15 protein-coding genes and 1 pseudogene are annotated in these 20,132 nt (G+C 55.0%); 11 read left to right on the forward strand and 5 right to left on the reverse strand.

Annotated elements, in window-relative coordinates:
- Position 1: 1 nt before the first annotated feature.
- From HALTITAN_RS01140 to HALTITAN_RS01160, 5 genes are all read right to left on the reverse strand, one after another.
- Positions 2–1,960 carry a bifunctional 5-dehydro-2-deoxygluconokinase/5-dehydro-2-deoxyphosphogluconate aldolase gene (locus tag HALTITAN_RS01140; protein ID WP_009285990.1) on the reverse strand — a complete coding sequence of 653 codons (1,959 nt, stop codon included), beginning with the start codon at positions 1,958–1,960 and terminating at the stop codon, positions 2–4.
- Between the two features lie 100 nt (positions 1,961–2,060).
- Positions 2,061–2,858: a TIM barrel protein gene (locus HALTITAN_RS01145; protein ID WP_039857415.1), complete on the reverse strand. Its 798-nt coding sequence runs from the start codon at positions 2,856–2,858 to the stop codon at positions 2,061–2,063.
- 9 nt (positions 2,859–2,867) lie between these two features.
- Positions 2,868–3,758 (reverse strand): ATP-binding cassette domain-containing protein, encoded by an 891-nt coding sequence (locus HALTITAN_RS01150; RefSeq protein WP_027957147.1) that lies wholly within the window; start codon positions 3,756–3,758, stop codon positions 2,868–2,870.
- A gap of 1 nt (position 3,759) precedes the next feature.
- Positions 3,760–4,890, reverse strand: coding sequence for an ABC transporter permease (locus HALTITAN_RS01155; RefSeq protein ID WP_009285992.1), 1,131 nt, complete (start codon positions 4,888–4,890; stop codon positions 3,760–3,762).
- 54 nt (positions 4,891–4,944) lie between these two features.
- A complete protein-coding gene (locus HALTITAN_RS01160) occupies positions 4,945–5,895 on the reverse strand; it encodes a sugar ABC transporter substrate-binding protein (protein ID WP_009285993.1) in 951 nt (316 codons plus the stop codon).
- Positions 5,896–6,133: 238 nt separating this feature from the next.
- On the opposite strand from HALTITAN_RS01160, the gene HALTITAN_RS01165 reads away from it, so the two are divergent.
- The 11 genes and pseudogenes from HALTITAN_RS01165 to HALTITAN_RS01210 all read left to right on the forward strand — a co-directional run bounded on the left by HALTITAN_RS01165 (position 6,134) and on the right by HALTITAN_RS01210 (position 20,043).
- Positions 6,134–6,997, forward strand: a complete 864-nt coding sequence (locus HALTITAN_RS01165) for a MurR/RpiR family transcriptional regulator (protein WP_039857416.1) — start codon at positions 6,134–6,136, stop codon at positions 6,995–6,997.
- Between the two features lie 43 nt (positions 6,998–7,040).
- The gene (iolG, locus tag HALTITAN_RS01170; protein ID WP_039857417.1) at positions 7,041–8,036 is read left to right on the forward strand and encodes an inositol 2-dehydrogenase; all 996 of its coding nucleotides are present in this window, start codon (positions 7,041–7,043) and stop codon (positions 8,034–8,036) included.
- Positions 8,037–8,122: 86 nt separating this feature from the next.
- Complete coding sequence (gene iolB / locus HALTITAN_RS01175) at positions 8,123–8,929, forward strand: 5-deoxy-glucuronate isomerase (RefSeq protein WP_009285994.1); 807 nt, start codon at positions 8,123–8,125, stop codon at positions 8,927–8,929.
- Positions 8,930–9,031: 102 nt separating this feature from the next.
- On the forward strand, positions 9,032–9,775 hold the full coding sequence (locus tag HALTITAN_RS01180; protein ID WP_039857419.1) for a sulfite exporter TauE/SafE family protein: 744 nt from the start codon (positions 9,032–9,034) through the stop codon (positions 9,773–9,775).
- A gap of 202 nt (positions 9,776–9,977) precedes the next feature.
- Positions 9,978–12,002, forward strand: a pseudogene (locus tag HALTITAN_RS25880) (type VI secretion system Vgr family protein); the annotation flags it as partial.
- A gap of 102 nt (positions 12,003–12,104) precedes the next feature.
- On the forward strand, positions 12,105–15,731 hold the full coding sequence (locus tag HALTITAN_RS25885) for an RHS repeat-associated core domain-containing protein (protein ID WP_236614923.1): 3,627 nt from the start codon (positions 12,105–12,107) through the stop codon (positions 15,729–15,731).
- A complete protein-coding gene (locus HALTITAN_RS01190; protein ID WP_009285996.1) occupies positions 15,709–16,341 on the forward strand; it encodes an ankyrin repeat domain-containing protein in 633 nt (210 codons plus the stop codon). Before HALTITAN_RS25885 ends, HALTITAN_RS01190 begins: the two co-directional genes overlap by 23 nt.
- 144 nt (positions 16,342–16,485) lie before the next feature.
- Positions 16,486–17,214, forward strand: coding sequence for an RHS repeat-associated core domain-containing protein (locus tag HALTITAN_RS24405; protein WP_009285997.1), 729 nt, complete (start codon positions 16,486–16,488; stop codon positions 17,212–17,214).
- A 121-nt stretch (positions 17,215–17,335) separates the two neighbouring features.
- On the forward strand, positions 17,336–17,737 hold the full coding sequence (locus HALTITAN_RS01200) for a hypothetical protein (protein ID WP_039857421.1): 402 nt from the start codon (positions 17,336–17,338) through the stop codon (positions 17,735–17,737).
- Positions 17,738–18,011: 274 nt separating this feature from the next.
- The gene (locus HALTITAN_RS01205) at positions 18,012–18,953 is read left to right on the forward strand and encodes a tetratricopeptide repeat protein (RefSeq protein ID WP_009285998.1); all 942 of its coding nucleotides are present in this window, start codon (positions 18,012–18,014) and stop codon (positions 18,951–18,953) included.
- A gap of 328 nt (positions 18,954–19,281) precedes the next feature.
- The gene (locus HALTITAN_RS01210) at positions 19,282–20,043 is read left to right on the forward strand and encodes a hypothetical protein (protein ID WP_039857423.1); all 762 of its coding nucleotides are present in this window, start codon (positions 19,282–19,284) and stop codon (positions 20,041–20,043) included.
- The last annotated feature ends 89 nt before the right edge of the window (positions 20,044–20,132 follow it).

The following is a 20,132-nucleotide window of genomic DNA, read 5'->3' on the forward strand; positions in this document are numbered from 1 at the left end:
TTTACGCCTCCTCCGTGTGAGACAGCGTTTGCGGCTGCGCCTGCCTTAATTGCCGCCACGCCTTTATCAGCTCGGCATAGTTCTGGGCGACCCGCTCTACCAAGCTGGCGTCGTCGATACGCCCAGCCAGCCAGTCGCGGCTGGCGCTGGCAAATAGCGTGCGGCCAACGGTGAAGCCTTTACAGCAGGCATGATTGGCCGCTGCTTCAAAGCCGCGTTTCATATCGTCCATAGGGGCGTCAAGCCCGAGCAGTACGACCCCACGGCAGTAGGAATCTTCGCGCTCAATGGTTTCACCCACCGCCTGCCAGGCTGCATCTGACATGGCAGGTAGTTTCCACCAGTCTGGGCGAATGCCCAGGTTATAGAGCCGCTGAAGGCTGCGCGGCAAGGTGGTATCGTCATTGGGCATGTTCGCGGGAGGAATGACTTCAATCAGCAGCTCCAGCCCATAGGCACAAGCCGCCTGGTAGAGCTGGCGCAGCCGCTCCTCCTGCTCTAAGCGCAGCGAGATTTCATCGTCGGGGTGGTAGAACACCAGGCATTTAATAATCTGTTCTCTAGGCCAGTTGCGCAGGCAGGCACCTAAATCATCGCCATGCTGGAAGCGCAGCGGTCTTGAGCCAGGAAGCTCCACTGGTCGACCAATCCACCAGCCTTTTCCACTGGCTTGATTGAGCGCTTCCTGACCCAGCACATCGTCTACCAGAATCGCGGGAGTGGTAATGCCGCCCAGCTTGGCACCCTCTTCGGCGGCGGTGACCAGGAGTTTTTTGAGAGCTGGTAATCGCGCACTGTCGGCATACTCTTCGCGGGCCATATCGGTGAGCTGGCGGCGGTGATCAAATGCCAACCCCAACACTTCGGGCCACTGAGCAGTCACTCGGGTAGTGACCCGGTGGAGATGATTCAGGCGTTGATCGATATCCGGACGGGGTACCTCGTCGCGACGTTTCAGGTAATCGAATAGCTCATCTTCGGTGGGCATGGCCGGGGCACAGCCGTGGCGGGAGACCACCAGCGCACCACAGGCATTGGCGTAACCCGCGCTGGTTTGCCAGGGTTCATTGCGTAGCCAGCCACGTAGCAGCCCGCTCATAAAGGCATCACCAGCACCCAGCACATTGAGCACTTCGACCTGAACGCCTTTGACTAGAATGCCGTCTTCAATGCGGTCAGGAATGTCGCCCTCAAACACCACACAGCCCATGGGCCCCAGCTTGCATACCAGGGTCGCCTGGCTAACCTCACGTACTGCACGCAGTGCCGTTAAGGTGTCGGTGCTGCCACCGGCAATATGAAACTCCTCTTCGGTGCCTACAATCAGGTCAAAGTCCGGCAACCAGCGTTGAAGATCTGCAGTGACTTTTTCATCGGCGATAAAACGGGTTTCACCATCGCCAGGGTTAGTCAGACCCCACAGCACGGGGCGATAGTCGATATCCAGCACCCGCTTCACGCCATAATGGGCGGCGGCGTCCAGTGCCTTGCGGCACGCCCGGCGGGTGGTATCGGTAGAAAGATGGGTGCCGGTAATCGCCAGCGCCTTGGCCCGTGCGATAAATTCAGGGTCGATGGCCTCGGCGTCGATGGCCATATCAGCACAGTCGCGGCGGTAAAATAGCAGCGGGAAGCTTTCACGGTCTTTTAAAGCCAGCAGAACCAGGCCGGTGTGGCGCTCGGGGTCGGTTTGAAGCGCGGAGGTATCCACGCCCACCCGCTCCAGCTCTTCGCGCACGAAGTTGCCCATCTGCTCGTCGCCAACTCGCGAGAGCATGGCGGATTTTAATCCTAGGCGCGCAGTGCCGTAGGCCATATTACCCGAGCTCCCGCCTAGGTACTTGGCAAAGCTGGCCACGTCTTCTAAACGGCTGCCAATCTGCTCGGCGTAAAGATCGACCGCCACGCGTCCAAGACAAATCAGGTCAAGCGGTCGGTGTTGACTATTGTTATTCAGCATAAATGTCTCCCCACGTCACAAATTCGTGGTACTAGTCACAGGATGGCACTGGGCATAAAAGCGTCTTGGCTGGCAATCGATAAGGCTTATCAACCGTGGATTAAAGTGTGAAGGCGGCACGGAATCGGTCGAGCGCGAGGTCGTCATCCCCAGAGGCCCAGCCTTCCAGCCCTATGGTGCCGCGGTAGCCCATGTCGTTAAGCGCATTGGCAATGGCCGGATAGTTAATCTCGCCGGTTCCGGGTTCGCAGCGTCCTGGCACATCAGCCACCTGCACTTCACCTATGTAGGGCCCACAGCGGCGAATCAATTCAGTCAAATTACCTTCGCCAATTTGGGCGTGATAAACGTCCAACATAATGCGCAAGCTGGGCCGACCAACACTTTCCACCAGCGCTAGAACATCTTCCAAGCGCGCAAACGGCACACCTGGGTGATCAACGTCGGTATTGAGGTTTTCAAGCACAAAGGTGACGTCGTTCTGCTCGCCCAGATCCGCCAGCCGATTGAGGGTGTCTCGGGCTTTTAGCCACATAGCGCCAGTCATCTGCTGGCAAGGCTGAACGGGCAACCCATTACCATCTAGACCGGTGCCGTGAAGGTTAAGGCGCGGAATGCCAAGGCGCTTTGCTACCTCAACCGACTCAGCGGCGGTGCGTAGCAGTTCATCTGCACCGGCGGCATCCGCCAGGGTGCCGGTGACATAGCCGGTCATGGATGAAAACGTCGCCCCGCTATTGGCCAGTGCCTCGATATCGTGCTTAGTCCAGTCCCAGATTTCGACCTGAAAACCCAGTTCAGAAATACGCTTAACACGCTCCAACACGGGCAAGTGGCGGAACACCATTTCAGCGCAAACGGCCAGCGTGAACGGGGATGATGGGGTAGGTTTATTCATCATGGCTCCTTAATAGCCGCTCGCAGCTCGCGGTGAAGGTTGCTCAGTGCTGCTTGTTCCATCGGCAGGCTGAGTGTCTTGACCGGCTAAGTTGGCCTTCTTGGCTTTATCGTCACGCTGGAATTCCGCAAGCTCTGCATCCAGGCTTTCAAGCTCAGCGCCACCCGCCATCATATTGAGCACTTCTTCGCGGCTGACTTCCTCTTTGCGGAAGGAGCCCAAACTGCCGCCGCGTGACAATAGGGTGAACGCATCGGCCACTGGGTAAGCATGGTGAACATTGTGGGTAATAAAGATGACCGCAAGCCCATCCGCGCGGGCTTTGGCAATGTAGCGCAGTACGACGGAGGCCTGCTTGACCCCCAGCGCTGAGGTGGGCTCATCAAGAATCAGCACTTTGGCGCCAAAATAGACGGCACGGGCAATCGCCACACACTGGCGTTCCCCACCAGAAAGCGTTCCCACCGGCTGACTAGGGTCGCGCACATCGATACCGATTTTAGCCATTTCCTCTTTGGCAACCCGGTCGGCATATTTCCAATCAATCCGCTTTAAAGGCCCCCAGCCCACCGTCGGTTCGCGGCCCATAAAGAAGTTACGGGTAATCGACATCAACGGCACCATGGCCAGATCCTGAAAAACGGTCGCGATACCGGCGTCGAGCGCGTAAGCCGGGGACTTGAAACGAGCGGGCTTGCCATCCAGTAGCATCTCGCCATGGGTGGGCTGGTGAACACCGGAAAGGGTTTTAATCAACGTTGACTTGCCGGCACCGTTATCCCCCAGCAGGCACATAACTTCACCGGAATAGACCTGCATCGAGATATCACTGATGGCGATGACGCTGCCGAAGTGTTTGCTGACACTGCGCATTTCAATCATTGGAGTGCGTGTAGTCATGTTATTTAGCCTCCATCGCCTTTTTGCGCATGTAATTGTTGAATAGCACCGCCACCAGCAACATCACACCCAGGAAGACCTGGAACCAGTCGGTGTTAACACCGGTGTAGAAGATCCCCATCTGCACCATGCCGAAAATCAGCGCACCGAGGGCCGCACCAATGGCAGATCCATAGCCACCGGTCAGCAAAGCGCCACCGATCACCACAGCGATAATGGCCTCCAGCTCTTTTAATAAACCTCGAATGGTGTCCGCCGAACCGGTATCCATGACCTGGATGCAGGCAAAAATGGTGGCTGAGAAAGCGGTGAACATGAACAGTGAAATCTTGACGCGATGGACGGGGACGCCCGAATTACGCGCCGCATTGGCATCGCCACCGCTGGCGAAGATCCAGTTGCCGTAAGGCGTGCACAGCAGCACCCAAGTCGCTACAGCGGTTAAACCCAGCCACCAGACAATCGAGACAGGGATACCGGTGACCGTGGGGTTGCCCGCAAAGTTGGTCGCCATCCAGCCATTTGCCGCCATCCAGCTAAATAGTCCCGTAGCGACTTCTCCAGAGAAAAGCGCCGCGAACCAATCTCCGGGGATATGATCCTGCACTCCCCCCACCTGAGTACGTCCCGTCAACAACCGACTGGTACCAATAGCCAGGCCACGCAGAATGAACAGGAAGCCTAGGGTAACGATAAATGACGGCAACCCCGTTTTATTGACTAGATTGCCGTTAATCCAGCCCACCAGGCCCGCGCAGGCGAACGCCAATAAAATTGCGGCCCACAGCGGCCAGCCATACTCCACCGCTGGGATGGCAATCAGAATGCCTGCCAAGCCAATCATCGAACCTATCGAAAGATCAAACTCTCCGCCGATCATCAGCAACGCAGCCGCCGTGGCGATAATGCCGAGCTGAGCGGCGACTTCAAGGAAATTAATAATACCCGCTGGGGTAAACATCCCAGTGCCGCTGGAAGCAGCTATAAAAAAGGCAAGCACCAGCACGGCACCGGCCAGCGCCCCCAGCTCCGGGCGATTAAGCGCCTTCTTCCAGAAAGAGACTCTCTGGATACGCTCATCTTGAGGAGCGGTTGCTGGCGCAACCGACTGTTTCGTTTCAGTAGAATTCATGGCGATCGACCCCCAAGGCTCGACACCGTCGAGCCTTTTTCGATTAGGTAGTTATCAACGGATGCCCTGGCTACTCAGCTCAATGACCTGTGCAGCGTTTTCTTGAGTGACAAACCCTGGGCCGGTGGCAACATCCCCTGCGGGTAGCAGGCCGTTTTTGACGAACTGATCTAGGAACATGACGGGCAAATAACCCTGCATGTACTGCTGTTGGTCGATCGCAAAGTCCAGTTCACCTGCATCCAAGGCTTCCAAAATACCGGGGGAAAGGTCAAAGGTGCCGAGAGTGAACATATCGGTTGCCCCCTGCTCACGCATGGCCCGAATCATTGGATCAGCGGCCAATGCGCCCAAGGTCAGCACTCCACGCACATCACTGTTCTCGTTGAGGTAAGCAACAATGGCATTGCGAATATTGGTGGGGTCGTAGGTGGTCGCTAGCTGCTCGGCATTGCCGTCGAAGCCTTCGACAAAGCCATCACAACGCTGATCAAGTCCCTGGTTGCCTTGCTCATGGTTAACGCAGACGCCTTTCTCAACGCCCAGTTCCTGCATGCGCTCGGCGGCCTGTTTGCCCGCCTCGTATTCACTCTGCCCAATGTGCAGCCGGGCACCATAATCTCTCGCCACGTCGCCACCGGAGTTAATGGTGATCACTGGGATGCCGTTATCGACAGCATTTTGGACAGCGCCGCCCAGGGCATTTTCGTCAGTAAAAGAGAGGATCAAACCATCCGGATCCGATGCCACCGCTGCCTGTACAAGTTGCTGCATCTTGGCCATATCAAAGGTCGATGGTGCACGGTACTCCAGCTCAGCGCCTACGAGATCAGCGGCTGCCTCTGCGCCGTTTTTCACCACTGACCAGAAAGGATCAGAGGGGACACCATGGGTCACCATGACGAAACGGCTCGCTTCTTGTTCTTGTTCCTGTGCTTGTGCGGCACCTGCCATTAATGCCGTGGTGGCGGCAGAGGCTAGAAGCCATTGAGATAGACGTGCCATAAAGAATTCCTCATAACGTTATCGTTGTTGGTAGGGAAGTGGCATTAAATGCCTTGGCGCTATGAAATATAGATTCCAAATAGCAATTATTGCAAATTATTTATTCTATACTTTTGTATAAATGGAATATTTATTTCAATCAACTAGACTGCATAACAACCAGCCACTTTGCTCAGTGCTACTGCCCAGCCGTACATGAGTGAATGAGTGGTACATGAGTTAACGCTAAGGAATTTGTATGCCGCAGCCCCCACAAAGCTACCGTGAGCTGGAAACGCTGATCACCGCCGAGTACGCCACGCTAAGCAAACGTTTGCAGCAAACCGCGCGTTTTATGCTTGATCACCCCCAGGAGGTTGCTTTAGCGACCGTGGCCAAAATTGCCGAACAGGCGGATGTCACTCCATCCACCTTAATTCGCTTGGCCAATAGCTTGGGCTTTAAGGGCTTTTCCGAAATGCAGCAACTGTTTCGCAGCCGCCTGGTCGATGAGTTGCCTAACTACACCGAGCGAATTCGCGCGGTACGCAGCGCCACCGGGGAAACACCCGACAGCACCCAGCTGTTATGGGAGTTCGCTGACGCCAACCGTGCCGTGCTTGAGCAGCTTCCCAGCCGCATTAATCCAGAGAGTCTGGAGAAGGCGCTGGATATTTTTGAAAAGGCTCATGCGATTCATGTGATGGGCGCACGGCGAAGTTTTATGGTCGCCAGCTATATGACCTATGCCCTGGCCCATGTGGATAAGCCTGCGCTGCTGGTTAATGGTTTGGGGGGAATGTACGGCGAGCAGCTGCGCGCCATGAGCCAACACGACGCTCTGCTAACGATTAGCTTTTCTCCCTATGCCGAAGAGAGCCAAAAAGCCTGCGAAGACGCCCACCAGCGCGGCCTACCTAGTGTAGTGATTACCGATTCGAACCTTAGCCCGCTGGCCCGTTTCGCGGATGTCGTCTTCGTGGTCAACGAAGCCGAAGTAAAAAGTTTCCGGAGTTTGACCGCGTCGCTCTGCTTGACCCAGACCTTGGCGATTGCCCTGGGCGTGCGGCAAGACAAAACACGCGACAAAGAAAAGGGCCGTGACAAAAAACGTAAGGCCTAAACACCAAAAGCAAGCCAACAGCAAAAACAAAATAGGAGAGCTCATGAAACTCGCACTCATCGGCGCAGGACGCATCGGCAAAGTGCATGCCCAGGCCATTTATTCACACCCAAACGTTACCCTGGCCGCCGTGGCCGATTTTCATCAGCCTGCCGCAGAAGCGTTGGCCGAGCAGTACGCCAGCCGAGCGGCCTCTGTGGATGAAATCTTCGCGGATGACACCATTGACGCCGTACTGATTGCTTCAAGCACGCCTACTCACGCGGAGTATCTGGAGCGTGCCGCCCGCGCGGGCAAGGCGATTCTGTGCGAAAAACCCATCGCCCTGGATTTAGCCCGCACACGAGATGCTCTGCAGGTACTCAGTGAACATCCGGTGACCTGCGCGTTAGGCTTTAACCGCCGCCACGATCCTCAGTTTTCGGCACTGAAAAAAGCGATTACCGAAGGGCGTATTGGCGCACTTGAAACGCTAACGATTATTAGCCGCGACCCGTCTCCCCCGCCTGCCGAGTACGTGGCTGAGTCCGGCGGCCTGTTCCGAGACATGATGATTCACGATCTGGACATGGCGCGCTGGCTGCTCGATGAACCCATCGAAAGTGTCTTTGCCGTCGGCAGTAGCATTATCGACCCAGCGATTGGCGAAGCGGGTGATGTGGATACCGCCATGGTCACCCTTACCACAGCCAGTGGAAAGCTGTGCCAAATCAGCAACTCACGACGTGCCTGCTACGGCTACGATCAGCGTATCGAAGCCTTTGGCAGCCAAGGCATGCTGCAGGCCCAAAATGAGAGCGACACCCGGCTGCGCTTCACCGGTGAAGCAGGCCAAGTGGAAGACAATCCCAAGTGGTTCTTCCTGGAGCGCTATGCCCAAGCCTACCAACTGGAAATTGGCGACTTTGTCGCCGCATGGAAGGAGAAACGTGCGCCACTCGCAGGTGCCCAGGATGGCCTAGAGGCGTTGCGCTTAGCCGATGCAGCGGAGCTTTCATTGCGTGAAGGTCGCAAAATTCTGCTCGACGCCTCGATCTAAACAGACGCAAACGGGTCTGTGGAGACCCTTCATATCGTAAACGGTTAGCTGCCAACAGAGCAGCTAACCATCAGAAGGAGCGACATATGGCTTCCCTACTGGTACGCCCCACCGCCCCAGATGCCCAAGGCACCGTGATTGACGTGACCCCTGAATCGGCTGGCTGGACGCACGTTGGCTTTCGGGTGCATAAACTCGCCAAGGGCCAACGCCTGGAGGCCAGCAGCGATGATCAGGAAATCTGCCTGGTGCTGCTTACCGGGCGTGCCACGGTAACCTGCGGCGAGCACCGCTTTGAAGATATCGGCCAGCGCATGGATATCTTTGAACAGATCCCGCCCTATGCGGTTTACCTGCCTGACCATGTTAGCTACGCGGTGGAAGCGACCACAGACTTAGAGCTAGCGGTGTGCGCCGCCCCTGGGCATGGCAACCATGCCCCACGGCTCATCACGCCTGACAACATCAAGCAAAGCACCCGTGGCCAGGGCACCAACACCCGCCATGTTCACGATATTCTGCCGGAAACCGAGCCCGCCGATAGCCTATTAGTAGTCGAAGTATTCACACCTGCGGGTAACTGGTCGAGCTACCCGCCCCACAAACACGATGTGGATAACTTACCCCACGAATCACATCTGGAAGAGACCTACTACCACCGCATTAACCCTGAACAAGGGTTCGCCTTCCAGCGCGTTTACACCGATGACCGCAGCCTTGATGAAACCATGGCGGTGGAAAACGGCTGCTGTGTGTTGGTGCCCAAGGGTTACCATCCGGTGGGCGCCTCCCATGGCTACTCGCTCTACTACTTAAATGTGATGGCGGGGCCCAAGCGGGCATGGAAATTTCACACCGACCCCGACCACGAATGGCTGATGAACGCTGGATAGATCGACACTTCGCCCGCTAACGTTTATCTAATGCTATGCTAACTAGCCCCGCCGATGCGGGGCTTTTTTGTGGTTCATTTTTTTGCGTATCCAGAGGCCTCAATGCTCCCCGACTACTCCGTCATCGCCTGGTTGTTAATTGCATTTTCCGTTTACCTGACCGGCGTTTCAAAAGGTGGCTTTGCGGGTGGTTTTGGTACGCTCTCGGTACCGCTAATGGCGCTGGCGATCAGCCCCGCCCAGGCAGCGGGCTTACTACTGCCGCTACTGCTGGTGATGGACGTGTTTGCGGTGAAAGCATGGTGGGGCAAGCAGGACGCCACTGAGGTCTGGCGCTTTGTGCCGGGGCTGTTTATCGGCGTGACGGTAGGGACGCTGCTGTTTGGCAGTTTGAGTGAACAGGGCTTACGCCTGACTCTCGGCGTGATCACCCTGCTGTTCGCCGCTTACATGTTGCTCAAGCCCGTTGCCAAGAAACCGATCTCCCCCCGTTGGGCTTTGCCAGCGGCAAGCGTTTGCGGCTTTACCAGCTTTATGGCTCATGCGGGCGCGCCGCCGCTAAACGTGTATCTACTACCGCGCAAACTATCGAAAGAGACCTTTATCGCCACCTGTGCAGTGACCTTTGCCGTAGTCAACGTGATCAAGCTAGCGCCCTATATGTGGCTTGGCGAAATTAACGTTACCAGCGCCTGGGCATCACTACTGCTAGTGCCCATCGCCTGGATCGGTGTACGCAACGGCTTGTGGCTACAAAGCCGCGTCAATGAAAAGTTGTTTTACCGATTGGTGATTTTTGCCATGTTTTTAGTCGGTTTTAATCTGATTTGGCAGGCGCTGAAATAGGGCGGGATTCATTACGGAGTGCAGCTCATTTTCATACGATCATCCTTTAAGCGTTTAAGCTGTAAGACATCGCTTAAAATTTTGTAAGAGATCTCTTACAAACATGTAAGAGATCCCTGTCACTTGAACTCCAGGCCTTGCTCTCTGGCCCCGGCCCGCTACCCTGATCGTTTCTCATTTACTTGATCCAAGGAGCGGTGCGATGGCGGACAAAACGGGCCTGCAATTTACCCTGACCCTACCCGGGGCCGATGACACCGCCGTGGTGCGCTTTACCCATCGCGAGGCGCTGTCTGAGCCGTTTGCGCTCTCGATTGAGTTTGCCAGCCGCACCCACGACCTGTCGCCCAGCGACTGTTTGGATCAAGAGGCCACGCTGACCATTTGGCAGGACGGCGAGCCGCTACGTCGTGTCCATGGGATAATCGCTGAGCTACACCGCGGCGACCGGGGACACCGGCGCAGCTTCTACCGTGTCGAGATTCGTCCCGCGCTGTGGCGGTTATCGCTGCGCCATAATTCGCGTATCTTTCAGGATACGTCCCCCTATGATGCCATCACGACGCTCGCTAATGAGCGCAGCCTCACTGATATCGGCTTTGCGACTACTCGCACGCCTCTGGATCGCGAGTTTTTGGTGCAGTACCGCGAGACCGATCTGGCCTTTATCGAGCGTTTAGCCGCCGAAGAGGGCTGCTTCTATTTCCATGAGTTCGAGAACGCCGAGGGCGGTAAACACCAGTTGGTGTTTGCAGACGCCACGGTGGTGCTGCCCAGCGTGGGCGAGCGTACCTACCACGGCCGCGCTGGGGGCACACCGCCCCGACGCCATGTGCGTAAGTTGCGTCAGGCCAACCGGGTGCGCCCCGCCTCGGCGATGCTCAAGGACTACACCTTTAAAAACCCGCCCTATGCGCAGATCCATGAGCACCTGGCGCCAGGGCTGGGCGAACACGCCCAGCGGGAGGATTACGAACACTTCGATTACCCAGGGCGTTATAAGAAGGACGCCTCCGGCAAGCCGTTTACCCGCCACCGCTTAGAGTCCCTGCGCGCTGACGCCACCACCGCCGAAGCGGAAAGTGATTTGCCTGAACTCGCTCCCGGCATCTGCTTTACCCTCACCGACCACGATATCGATAGCCTTAACCAAGCGTGGCAGGTGGTCTCAGTCGTGCACCACGGCGAGCAGCCCCAGGCCCTGGAAGAGGACGGCATGGCCCGGGGCGGTAATGGGAGTGGAGCCAGTGCGGCGCAGGCAGGCGAGCTGATGACCCGCTACCACAACGACGTGGTGATCATGCCGAAGGATCAGACCTTCCGCCCGGTGCCCAATCCTAAACCTCGCGTTGACGGCCCCCAGGTGGCCTTTGTGGTGGGGCCGGAAGGTGAAGAGATCTACTGCGACGAACATGGCCGGGTCAAGGTGCAGTTCCCCTGGGATCGTTATGCGGATCCTGATGAGACGGCAAGCTGTTGGATACGGGTGGCCCAGGGCTGGGCAGGCGGTGGCTACGGCAGCATGGCGATCCCCCGGATCGGCCACGAGGTCATTGTCTCGTTTTTAGAGGGCGACCCCGATCAACCGCTGGTCACCGGGCGCACCTACCACGCGGTGAATACCCCGCCCTACCCGCTGCCGGCCAACAAGACCCGCACGGTGATCCGCACCCAGAGCCATAAGTCGGAAGGCTTTAACGAACTGCGCTTTGAGGACGCCACCGGCGAAGAGCAGATCTGGCTGCATGCCCAGAAAGACCTGGAGCTGCTGACCCTTAACGACCGCACCGAGGAGATCCGTCGGGACAGCCACCTCAAGCTGCACCGCAACCGCTTGAGCGAAATCCATAACGACGACCACCTCACCGTACACGGCAAGCGCTACACCCAGATCAAGGGCGATGACCACCTCCAGGTCGATCAAACCCGCCATGAGGTCTACGGCGAGGCGCAACTGGTGGAGACCGGCCGCGAGCTGCACCACAAGGCGGGCAGCCAGATCGTGTTGGAAGCGGGTAGTGAGATCACCCTTAAAGCCGGGGGTAGCTTTATCAAGCTCGACCCCGGCGGCGTGACCATTGTCGGCCCCCAGGTCAAGATCAACTCCGGCGGTAGCCCTGGGCGCGGCCAGGGCCACGCCATTGTGCTGCCCCGCTTACCCGGGGAAGCCGAGCCCGAGGAGAGCGAGGACGTCACCCTCGAGCCGCACCAGGCACCGCTGCTGAGCAGTGAGATTGCCACCGCGACCCCGCTAGCGTTAGACGATATCGATATCACCGATGGCCTGGCCGACGACTGCAGTGCCTGCCAACCCGCGGTGGGTAGCCCAGTGAACCCGCTGCTGGGCGCCAAGCTGCTGCCCGCCGAGACCGATTTTGCGCTACCCGCGCCACGGCCGTTTGTATTTAGCCGGGGTTATCTCTCCAGCAACGGGCGGATTGGGGTACTCGGTCAGGGCTGGTCGCTCCCCGGCGAGTCCCTGGCCATTACCCAGAACGATGATGCCTGTATTGTCCACGATGCCCAGGGGCGTCAAATTACCTTTGGCGCACTGGCCCCCGGCCAAGCGCGCTTCTCGCCCACCGAGCAGCTGTGGATTCGTCGTGGGGGTGCCTCAACCGCTGAAGAGAGCAACGCGCCCCGCTGGCAAGCCCTGGACGAGACGTTACGCAGTGATCCTGAGCGTATCGTGTTAAGCGACGCCAGCGGGCTTTACTATGTGTTTGCCAGCCCAACCTCTGCCCATCCAGCAGACGCGGCGTCCACCACGGATACGCCTTCAGGTGATAGTTCAAAAGATAACGCTGCTCGCTGGCCCTTAATCGAAGAGCGTGACCGCAACGGCTATGCCACCCAGTACTACTGGGAAGCCGGTCTGCTGGTCACGGTGATCGACAGCGCCCAGCGTCGCTACCAGTTGGTGTACGACAGCCTGCTTCCCGCCCAGCCCGACGATGCTGGGCAGCGCTTAACCGGCGTCAAGCTGGTGCAAGCGCACGACGGCAGTGCCCAGGACGACTGGTTGGTGCGCTACTCGTTTAGCCCCGTGGGGGATTTGATTGCGGTGCGCCATCGCCACGGCGAGGTGGTGCGCGAGTTCGAGTGGCAGAATCATATGCTGACTGCCCACCGGGTGCCCGGGGGGATGGAAGCCCACTACAGTTGGGATCGTCATGCGCCAGATGGCCGCGTGGTGGGCCAGCAGGAAGCCGGAGGGTTGGCACGCTCTTACAGCTACCAAGTGGATCATACGCTGGTCACCGACAGCCTGGGCCGGGAGGAGCGCTACCACTTTGTGGGCAGCGGCCCCGGCCGCCGCTGGACGGCGCATACCCGCGCCGACGGATCACGCATTGAGTTCCGCTACGACCGGGCGGGTCTCAAGGTAGCGACGGTGGATCCGCTGGGTCACGAGACGCTGATCGAACGGGATGAGCATGGGCAAGTGATTGCACAGACCGGCCCGGACGGCACCCGCTGGGCGATTGAGCGCGATGCCCTGGGCCAGCCGGTGAGTATCGAAGGGCCTGAGGATCAAACGTGGCAAATAACGCGCAACGAACAGGGGCTTCCAGTGGAAGTCACCGGGCCGGAAGGCACTACCGCCTTCGCCTACGATCACGATGCTTTGCCTGATCGCCCCACGACTATTACCGATGCGGTTGGGGCAACCCACCAACGCGAGTGGAACGCCCTGGGCCAGGTCACCGCCCAAATCGACTGCTCCCAGCAGCGTACCGAGTACGCCTATGACCGCCACGGCTATCTGGCCAGCGTCACCAACGCCTTGGGCGAGACCACCCGCACCCAGCACGACAAGATGGGCCGGCGACTCGCCACGCAACTGCCGGACGGCACCCACTGGCACCACCATGTGGATGCTCTTGGGCGGCTGGTGGAGCTGGAAGGCCCGCAAGGGTTTCGGCAGCAATTCTTCTTTGATGACCACGGCCGCCCGGTGCAGCGCATCGAGGCCGACGGCAGCCAGCAGTTTACCGCCTATGATGACATTGGCCGCCTCAGCGAGCTGACCCTAGGCAATGGCGCGGTCTACCGCTTTGCCTATGACGAGATGGATCGCTTAGCCAGCGAGACCGGCCCCGACGGCCGGGAGCAGCAGTACCGCTACGATGAAGCCGGGCGCTTGATCGAACGTATCGAGGCCAACCGCCCCGGCCCCGACGGCCAACCGCTGGTGACCCGTTACGACTACGACAACGCAGGCCGCCTAACTGCGCGACACCTGCCCGCCACCGAGCACGCCCCGGCCAGCACGGAGCAGTACCAGTGGGGTACCAATGGTCAGCTACTCAGCGTCACCAACGATCATGGTGAAGTCACATTCCGCTACGACGAAGCCCAGCGGTTAATCGGCGAACAGCAGAGTCATGCGGGCCTAGCAGGTGAGAGTGGCTGGCAGTGGCAGCACCAGCACACGTTCACCGCCAACGGCGCCCCCGAAGCCAGCCAGTTCGGCGACCTACCGGCGCTTAACTGGCACACCTACGGCAGCGGCCACCTGCATGGCCTAAGCGCCCCCGGCCTGGATCTGGAAATTGCCCTGGAGCCCGACGCCCTGCACCGGGAGACCCAGCGCCGTCTCAGCACCGGTGCCAGCGCCAATCAACCGCTGGTGCTGGAGCGCGGGTATACGAACCTGGGCCAGCTAGACCACCTCACGCTGCGCAGCCCGGACACCACTAGCCAGCAGGACTACCAATACGACGCCCTGGGGCGCATGAGCTTCCGGGCGCTGCAAGGCGATCAAGCCTCAAAAGTCATCGCCTACAGCTACGACGCTGCCGGGCGCTTGATCGGCAGCCAACACGGCGACCACGCCCACCGCTACTCTGTGGACGCGGCGGGCAATCGCTTAGAGCAGGGGGTAGACAAGCAACAAGGACTGACGGATAACCGCCTCACACAACTCAACGGCGCGCGCTACCGCTACGACGGTGCCGGTAACCTGGTCGAACGCCAACAGCCCAACGGCGAACGCCTAACGCTGGGCTACGACGGCGCGAATCGCCTAGTGCACCTGATCCACGCCAGCGAGCTGGGGGCTACCCGCGAGGCCACTTACCGTTACGACGGCCTGGGAAGACGCATCAGCAAAACCGTGCGCGACACCAACGGCACCACCGCCACCACCCACTACGGCTGGGACGGCGACCGCATCGTGCGGGAAGAAACGGACAATCAGCGCGCTACCGTGGTCTACGAGCCGGGCAGTTTTGTGCCCATGCTACGTATTGAAGATACTGAACAAGGCCAAGTGCTCAGCGCCTATATCACCGACGCCCTGGGCACCCCGATGCAACTAGTCGCCCCCAACGGCCAACCCCGGTGGCTCGCCGAACCGGACGACTGGGCCGCGGTCAAGAACCAACGCGCCGTACGCAACGTCACCCAACCGATCCGGTTCCAGGGCCAGTGGCACGACGAAGAGAGCGGTCTCTACTACAACCGCCACCGCTATTACGACCCGCAGCAAGGCAGGTATATTAGTCAGGATCCGATTGGGCTGAATGGCGGCACGAATTTGTATGGGTATGTGGCCAACCCGACGGGGATGGTGGATCCGTTGGGGTTGGAGGGGGAATGTATAGGGCGAGGAATGGTATTGAGGGATGGCCAGTGCCAATGGTGGGAAAACGCAGGAAGAACTGCAGCTGGTTTGACGCCTTCAACTGCAACCCATGATGATTCACCGGCAGGAATTTATGGGTGCGCTATTATTGCAACGGCTCTTGGCGAAGGAGAATTACCGCCAGAGGTTGAAAAAGTCGAGTCCATATTTGACCTAGGAGATAAAGTCCAAACAATATTTAACAAAGATTATATTCCGGGACATCTGTCAAAATTGATGACTATTCCCAATAGATACAAAGATAACTTGCGCGTTTGTAACGAGACTGCAGGAAAGCAGTCATTTGAAATTGACACTTGGGATTAAGAGAAAGAATCAAAATATGAAAAAAATAGTAATCAACGTAGCTTTCTTTTGGTCAATATTGATAACTAGCGTATCGCATGCTGATTGCGCTTGTGACAAGGAAAATGACCCTGGCACACCCATTAATCAGGCCATTCTTTCAATAATGGATGTTAGAGATAATGCCTTAGCACTTAAGCTGCTTGATGAAGGAATGGATCCTGACACCACAAATGCTTGTGGTGCAGGACTGTTGTTAATGAGTGCATATTATAATGATATATATTTAGCACAAGAATTGTTGTCGAAAGGTGCAGATCCTAATATCACAAACTTTAGTGGTGAAACGCCGGTTTTTGCGGCTGCATACATTTCTAGAAATAAAATTTTAGAAATGCTTTTAATGGCTGGCGGCAACCCTAATCCTGAAAGTGAATGCATGGAAGATAAAAAACATAACACTCCCCTTCTAATAGCGGCAGCCAACAATAATATTGATGGCATTAAAATACTGGCAGAGCATGGGGCCAATATCCATTACATCAACTCTGAAGGTTACTCTTTGGAACGTATCGTTAATGAGAAAAATATTGAGGAGTTGTATTATTTATTTTCCTCATCCGAGGAGTGAGCTTTAACATGTGCTTGGGGCAACATGGACGTTGCCTTATTCGACACACTCGCTAAGGAAGGCATGTAGCTGCCTTCCTTGGCGGTAGCGTGGGTGTATTGGTAAACCGCCACCACCCACTACGGCTGGGACGGTGACCGCATCGTGCGCGAAGAAACGGACGACCAACGCACCACGGTGGTCTACGAGCCGGGCAGTTTTGTGCCCATGCTACGTATTGATGATACTGAACAAGGCCAAGTGCTCAGCGCCTATATCACCGACGCCCTGGGCATCCCGATGCAACTAGTCGCCCCCAACGGCCAACCCCGGTGGCTCGCCGAACCGGACGACTGGGCAGCCGTCAAAAACCAACGCGCCATGCGCAATGTCACGCAGCCCATCCGATTCCAGGGCCAATGGCACGATGAAGAGTCGGGGCTTTACTACAACCGCCACCGTTATTATGACCCGCAGCAAGGTAGGTATATTAGTCAGGATCCGATTGGGTTGCGGGGTGGTACGAATTTGTATGGCTACGTTACCAATCCGACGGGAATGGTGGATCCACTGAGGTTGCTCGGGGCTAAAATGCATCATTTAGAACCGTTTGGTGTCTGGATACATGCGTCTAACCCTCTTAATACTAAAAACCCAGCAGTAGCTCAGCCGCCATCCGAATGGGAGTTTGTGGAATGGGAAATATTGGAGCCAGAAGGCCGACTAGAAAGGCTCTGGACAGATTATAAAGATGTGCGTGCTGTCTGTAGTGATCAACATGGTAATAGCACAACGACATCTGTTAAATATTTTCAGACAAGGTCTATGTGTGTAAACGAAATTTGCAAAGGGGAGGCGCTAAACTTGACGATTAAATTAGAGATACTATTTTGACCCTGAAAATCTAATTCACATGCAATAAACTGTAGACGGTTGAGTAAATTTGAATGTTTTATGCAGAATGAGACGACGCCAGGCTTAGGCACGCAAATGTTAGAAAATCCAAGGAATGTAAGTGAATAGCATAAAGTTAGAAACAAAGATTTTAATATTTAATTATTTACTTTGCATTAGCTCATATCGCTTAGCGAAAGACGCTTATCAAGCCATCGCCAACTTGATACCTCATGGAGCTATTTCAAACAGAATCCTGCTTCTTGTAGTGATGGTTTATTGTACATATCTCTTAATGTTTTTATGTGGAATGGCGATGGGGTTTTTAACAAAAAAAAGAGTAGTCCTCCATTCCCTCATAGCCGCCACGGCCAGTGTCGCACTTGACATATACTTCATCACTAATATAGCAAGTGGCGACTACATTTGGGTACTTTCCATGTTGGCGAGCGGCGCGTTGCTAGGAGGTCTTGGAGGAGTAGTTGCTCTAGCTTTAAAAAAACTAATCCCTAGCTACAAATAATAAAGCCAAGTAAATAATGCATCGCTCACAAGCACTGGGCTTGGCCGCAGATGTTTCTCTGTACTAAGCCGAACGTTGAGATCGCTCTGAAATCATATGCACTGCACCGATAGGAGCATTTGATGCCCCCAAGATAAACATTGCTAGCAATCTACTATCGGCGCTAAAAGATATTTCATAAGGCGATGCAAAAGAAGGCAAAACTCACTAAAGTACAGTTATCATTATTTTAGCCAAAAAACTTAAAATCCTAACTTCTGAATTGGTCAAGTGAATGAATTTATTTAAAAAAATCACAGCTGCAGTACCTTTATCTTTGTTACTGACAACATTCAGTGTAATGGCCAGCTCTCTAGAGGAAGGCAGAGAGGCTTTACGAAATGAAGATTACACTATTGCACTCAAGAACTTTAGACCATTAGCTGAAGAGGGCAATCCAGATGCACAAGCACTCTTAGGTGGCATGTATCTTAGAGGTAGAGGTGTTGAGCAAAATTTTGAGAAAGCCGCTGACTGGCTAAAGCTAGCTGCAGATCAGAACGACGCCATAGCTCAAAATAATTTAGGCTGGCTGTACCAAAATGGGCGTGGAGTATCGAGAGACTTTCAAGAAGCAATGAGATGGTACCACCAGGCAGCAGATCAAGGTATGGCAGGAGCGCAGCAGAACTTAGCGCAAATGTATTATTACGGTAGAGGAGTAAAACGTGATTATACGAAAGCAGCAAGGTGGTTTGAGTTAGCTGCAGAGCAGGGGCTAGTGAAATCCCAGGACTATCTCGGAGACATGTATTACCACGGAAGAGGTGTGGCAAACAACCACGAGGAAGCCGCGAAATGGTATACCCTAGCCGCTGAGCAAGGAAGCCAAGGTTCACAATACAATATCGCCGTTATGCATGTTCAAGGTTTAGGCGTGGAGAAAAACTATGAAACTGCAGCCATGTGGTATCACCATGCCGCCTCGCAAGGAGATAAGCATGCTTTGTCCAACTTAAGCTCTTTGTATGGGCAAGGTTTAGGAGTTGAGGAAAATGTCGTTCTAGCTTACGTATATGCAAGCTTAGCTGCTGATTTAGGAGATGATAGCGGCGCCGAAAATCGTGACTTTGCCGCCTCTCTCCTCAATAGCGACCAAATAGCTGAAGGAGATCGTCTTGTGGAAGAATGGCAAGTCGACACTCCTCTTCCCACCGAAACTGAAACTTGGCCTTAGTCATAAAATGAACAATAAATAGCTCTACCCTTAATTCACCCGGCAAAGACAACAGGGGCGTTACCTTATTCAATACTCACTAAGGAAGGCATCTAGCGGTCTTCCTTAACAGTAGCGTTGCAGAAGTATCATCGTCTTACCGTTTTCCCCAGCTGCCAAATATAAAGTGTATGAGGTTAACAAAATTAAAAACTTTCTGAACAAAATAACTCCAACACACTTATCTACTGAAATCAAACACCTTATTCTACCCCCTCTCTTACAGGTGCTTTTTTTTTAAACTTACCGACCTATCTGCTTGACAACACACTAAAACTAAGGAAATTGCATGTTTGCAAAATTCACTCTAGGTTCACTGTATCTTATGATCCAACATAGGAGCGCTATATTAAAAGGCGTCATCTTGCCTTTAATTTTGTATATCTTGCTTCAATTGGTGCGCTACGGATCAGCTTATACAGGATTTTCATATGGCAGTGCCAGCTCACTTTTATATATACTTTTCTTTGTTGCTGACATGGCCATTCTGGCTATGATCTCAATAAACACAACTCGGACAATCTTACTCGACGAACAACCAGAACCTTTTAAATTGAAATTTAAAAGGCGTGAAACAAGATATCTTTTGTACAGCATTGGATTTTTGGCTTTATGGATAATACCAAGCATGTTTATCGGAGCTTCATTAACCCTTATCATGTACAACATCTTGATGGGCGTTATTCCCTTAACTTTTTTCTTAGTCACTTTGTTTTTCACATTAAGGCTGTCGCTTATTTTTGTAGGTGTAGCGCTTGACAGAAGCATATCGTTGAGAGAATCTTTGAACATGACTAAAAATTGCCAATGGTCGCTATTTTTTTCACTTGCCTTATTGATCGCTCTGCTATTTATTTTTGAATATTGCATTGAACTTTTTTCTAGCTTAGTTGGGGGCCAACTCTTCAGCCTGATATCCTTTGCTTTGATAACCCCACTAGTAAACACATTCATATATGTATTCACTGCTATCATCCTGACCATTTTATATTCCAATGCTTATCAACCAACTGACAGCCCCCAAGCGGAATCGGCTGGGGATGCCCAATAGTATCAAAGACCAGACAATCCGCTAGCAGCCGAAAAACAACGACGACGGCCGACTGGATCACTTCACGCTGGCGGTGCCAATAGCGCCGC

It is taken from the genome of Vreelandella titanicae BH1 (assembly GCF_000336575.1).
GTDB lineage: Bacteria > Pseudomonadota > Gammaproteobacteria > Pseudomonadales > Halomonadaceae > Vreelandella > Vreelandella titanicae.

Bases quoted from the DNA above. Each gene is read 5' to 3' on its own strand.
- HALTITAN_RS01140 (WP_009285990.1), bottom strand. From the start codon at position 1,960: ATGCTGAATAACAATAGTCAACACCGACCGCTTGACCTGATTTGTCTT.
- HALTITAN_RS01145 (WP_039857415.1), bottom strand. From the start codon at position 2,858: ATGAATAAACCTACCCCATCATCCCCGTTCACGCTGGCCGTTTGCGCT.
- HALTITAN_RS01150 (WP_027957147.1), bottom strand. From the start codon at position 3,758: ATGACTACACGCACTCCAATGATTGAAATGCGCAGTGTCAGCAAACAC.
- HALTITAN_RS01155 (WP_009285992.1), bottom strand. From the start codon at position 4,890: ATGAATTCTACTGAAACGAAACAGTCGGTTGCGCCAGCAACCGCTCCT.
- HALTITAN_RS01160 (WP_009285993.1), bottom strand. From the start codon at position 5,895: ATGGCACGTCTATCTCAATGGCTTCTAGCCTCTGCCGCCACCACGGCA.
- HALTITAN_RS01165 (WP_039857416.1), top strand. From the start codon at position 6,134: ATGCCGCAGCCCCCACAAAGCTACCGTGAGCTGGAAACGCTGATCACC.
- iolG (WP_039857417.1), top strand. From the start codon at position 7,041: ATGAAACTCGCACTCATCGGCGCAGGACGCATCGGCAAAGTGCATGCC.
- iolB (WP_009285994.1), top strand. From the start codon at position 8,123: ATGGCTTCCCTACTGGTACGCCCCACCGCCCCAGATGCCCAAGGCACC.
- HALTITAN_RS01180 (WP_039857419.1), top strand. From the start codon at position 9,032: ATGCTCCCCGACTACTCCGTCATCGCCTGGTTGTTAATTGCATTTTCC.
- HALTITAN_RS01205 (WP_009285998.1), top strand. From the start codon at position 18,012: ATGAATTTATTTAAAAAAATCACAGCTGCAGTACCTTTATCTTTGTTA.
- HALTITAN_RS01210 (WP_039857423.1), top strand. From the start codon at position 19,282: ATGTTTGCAAAATTCACTCTAGGTTCACTGTATCTTATGATCCAACAT.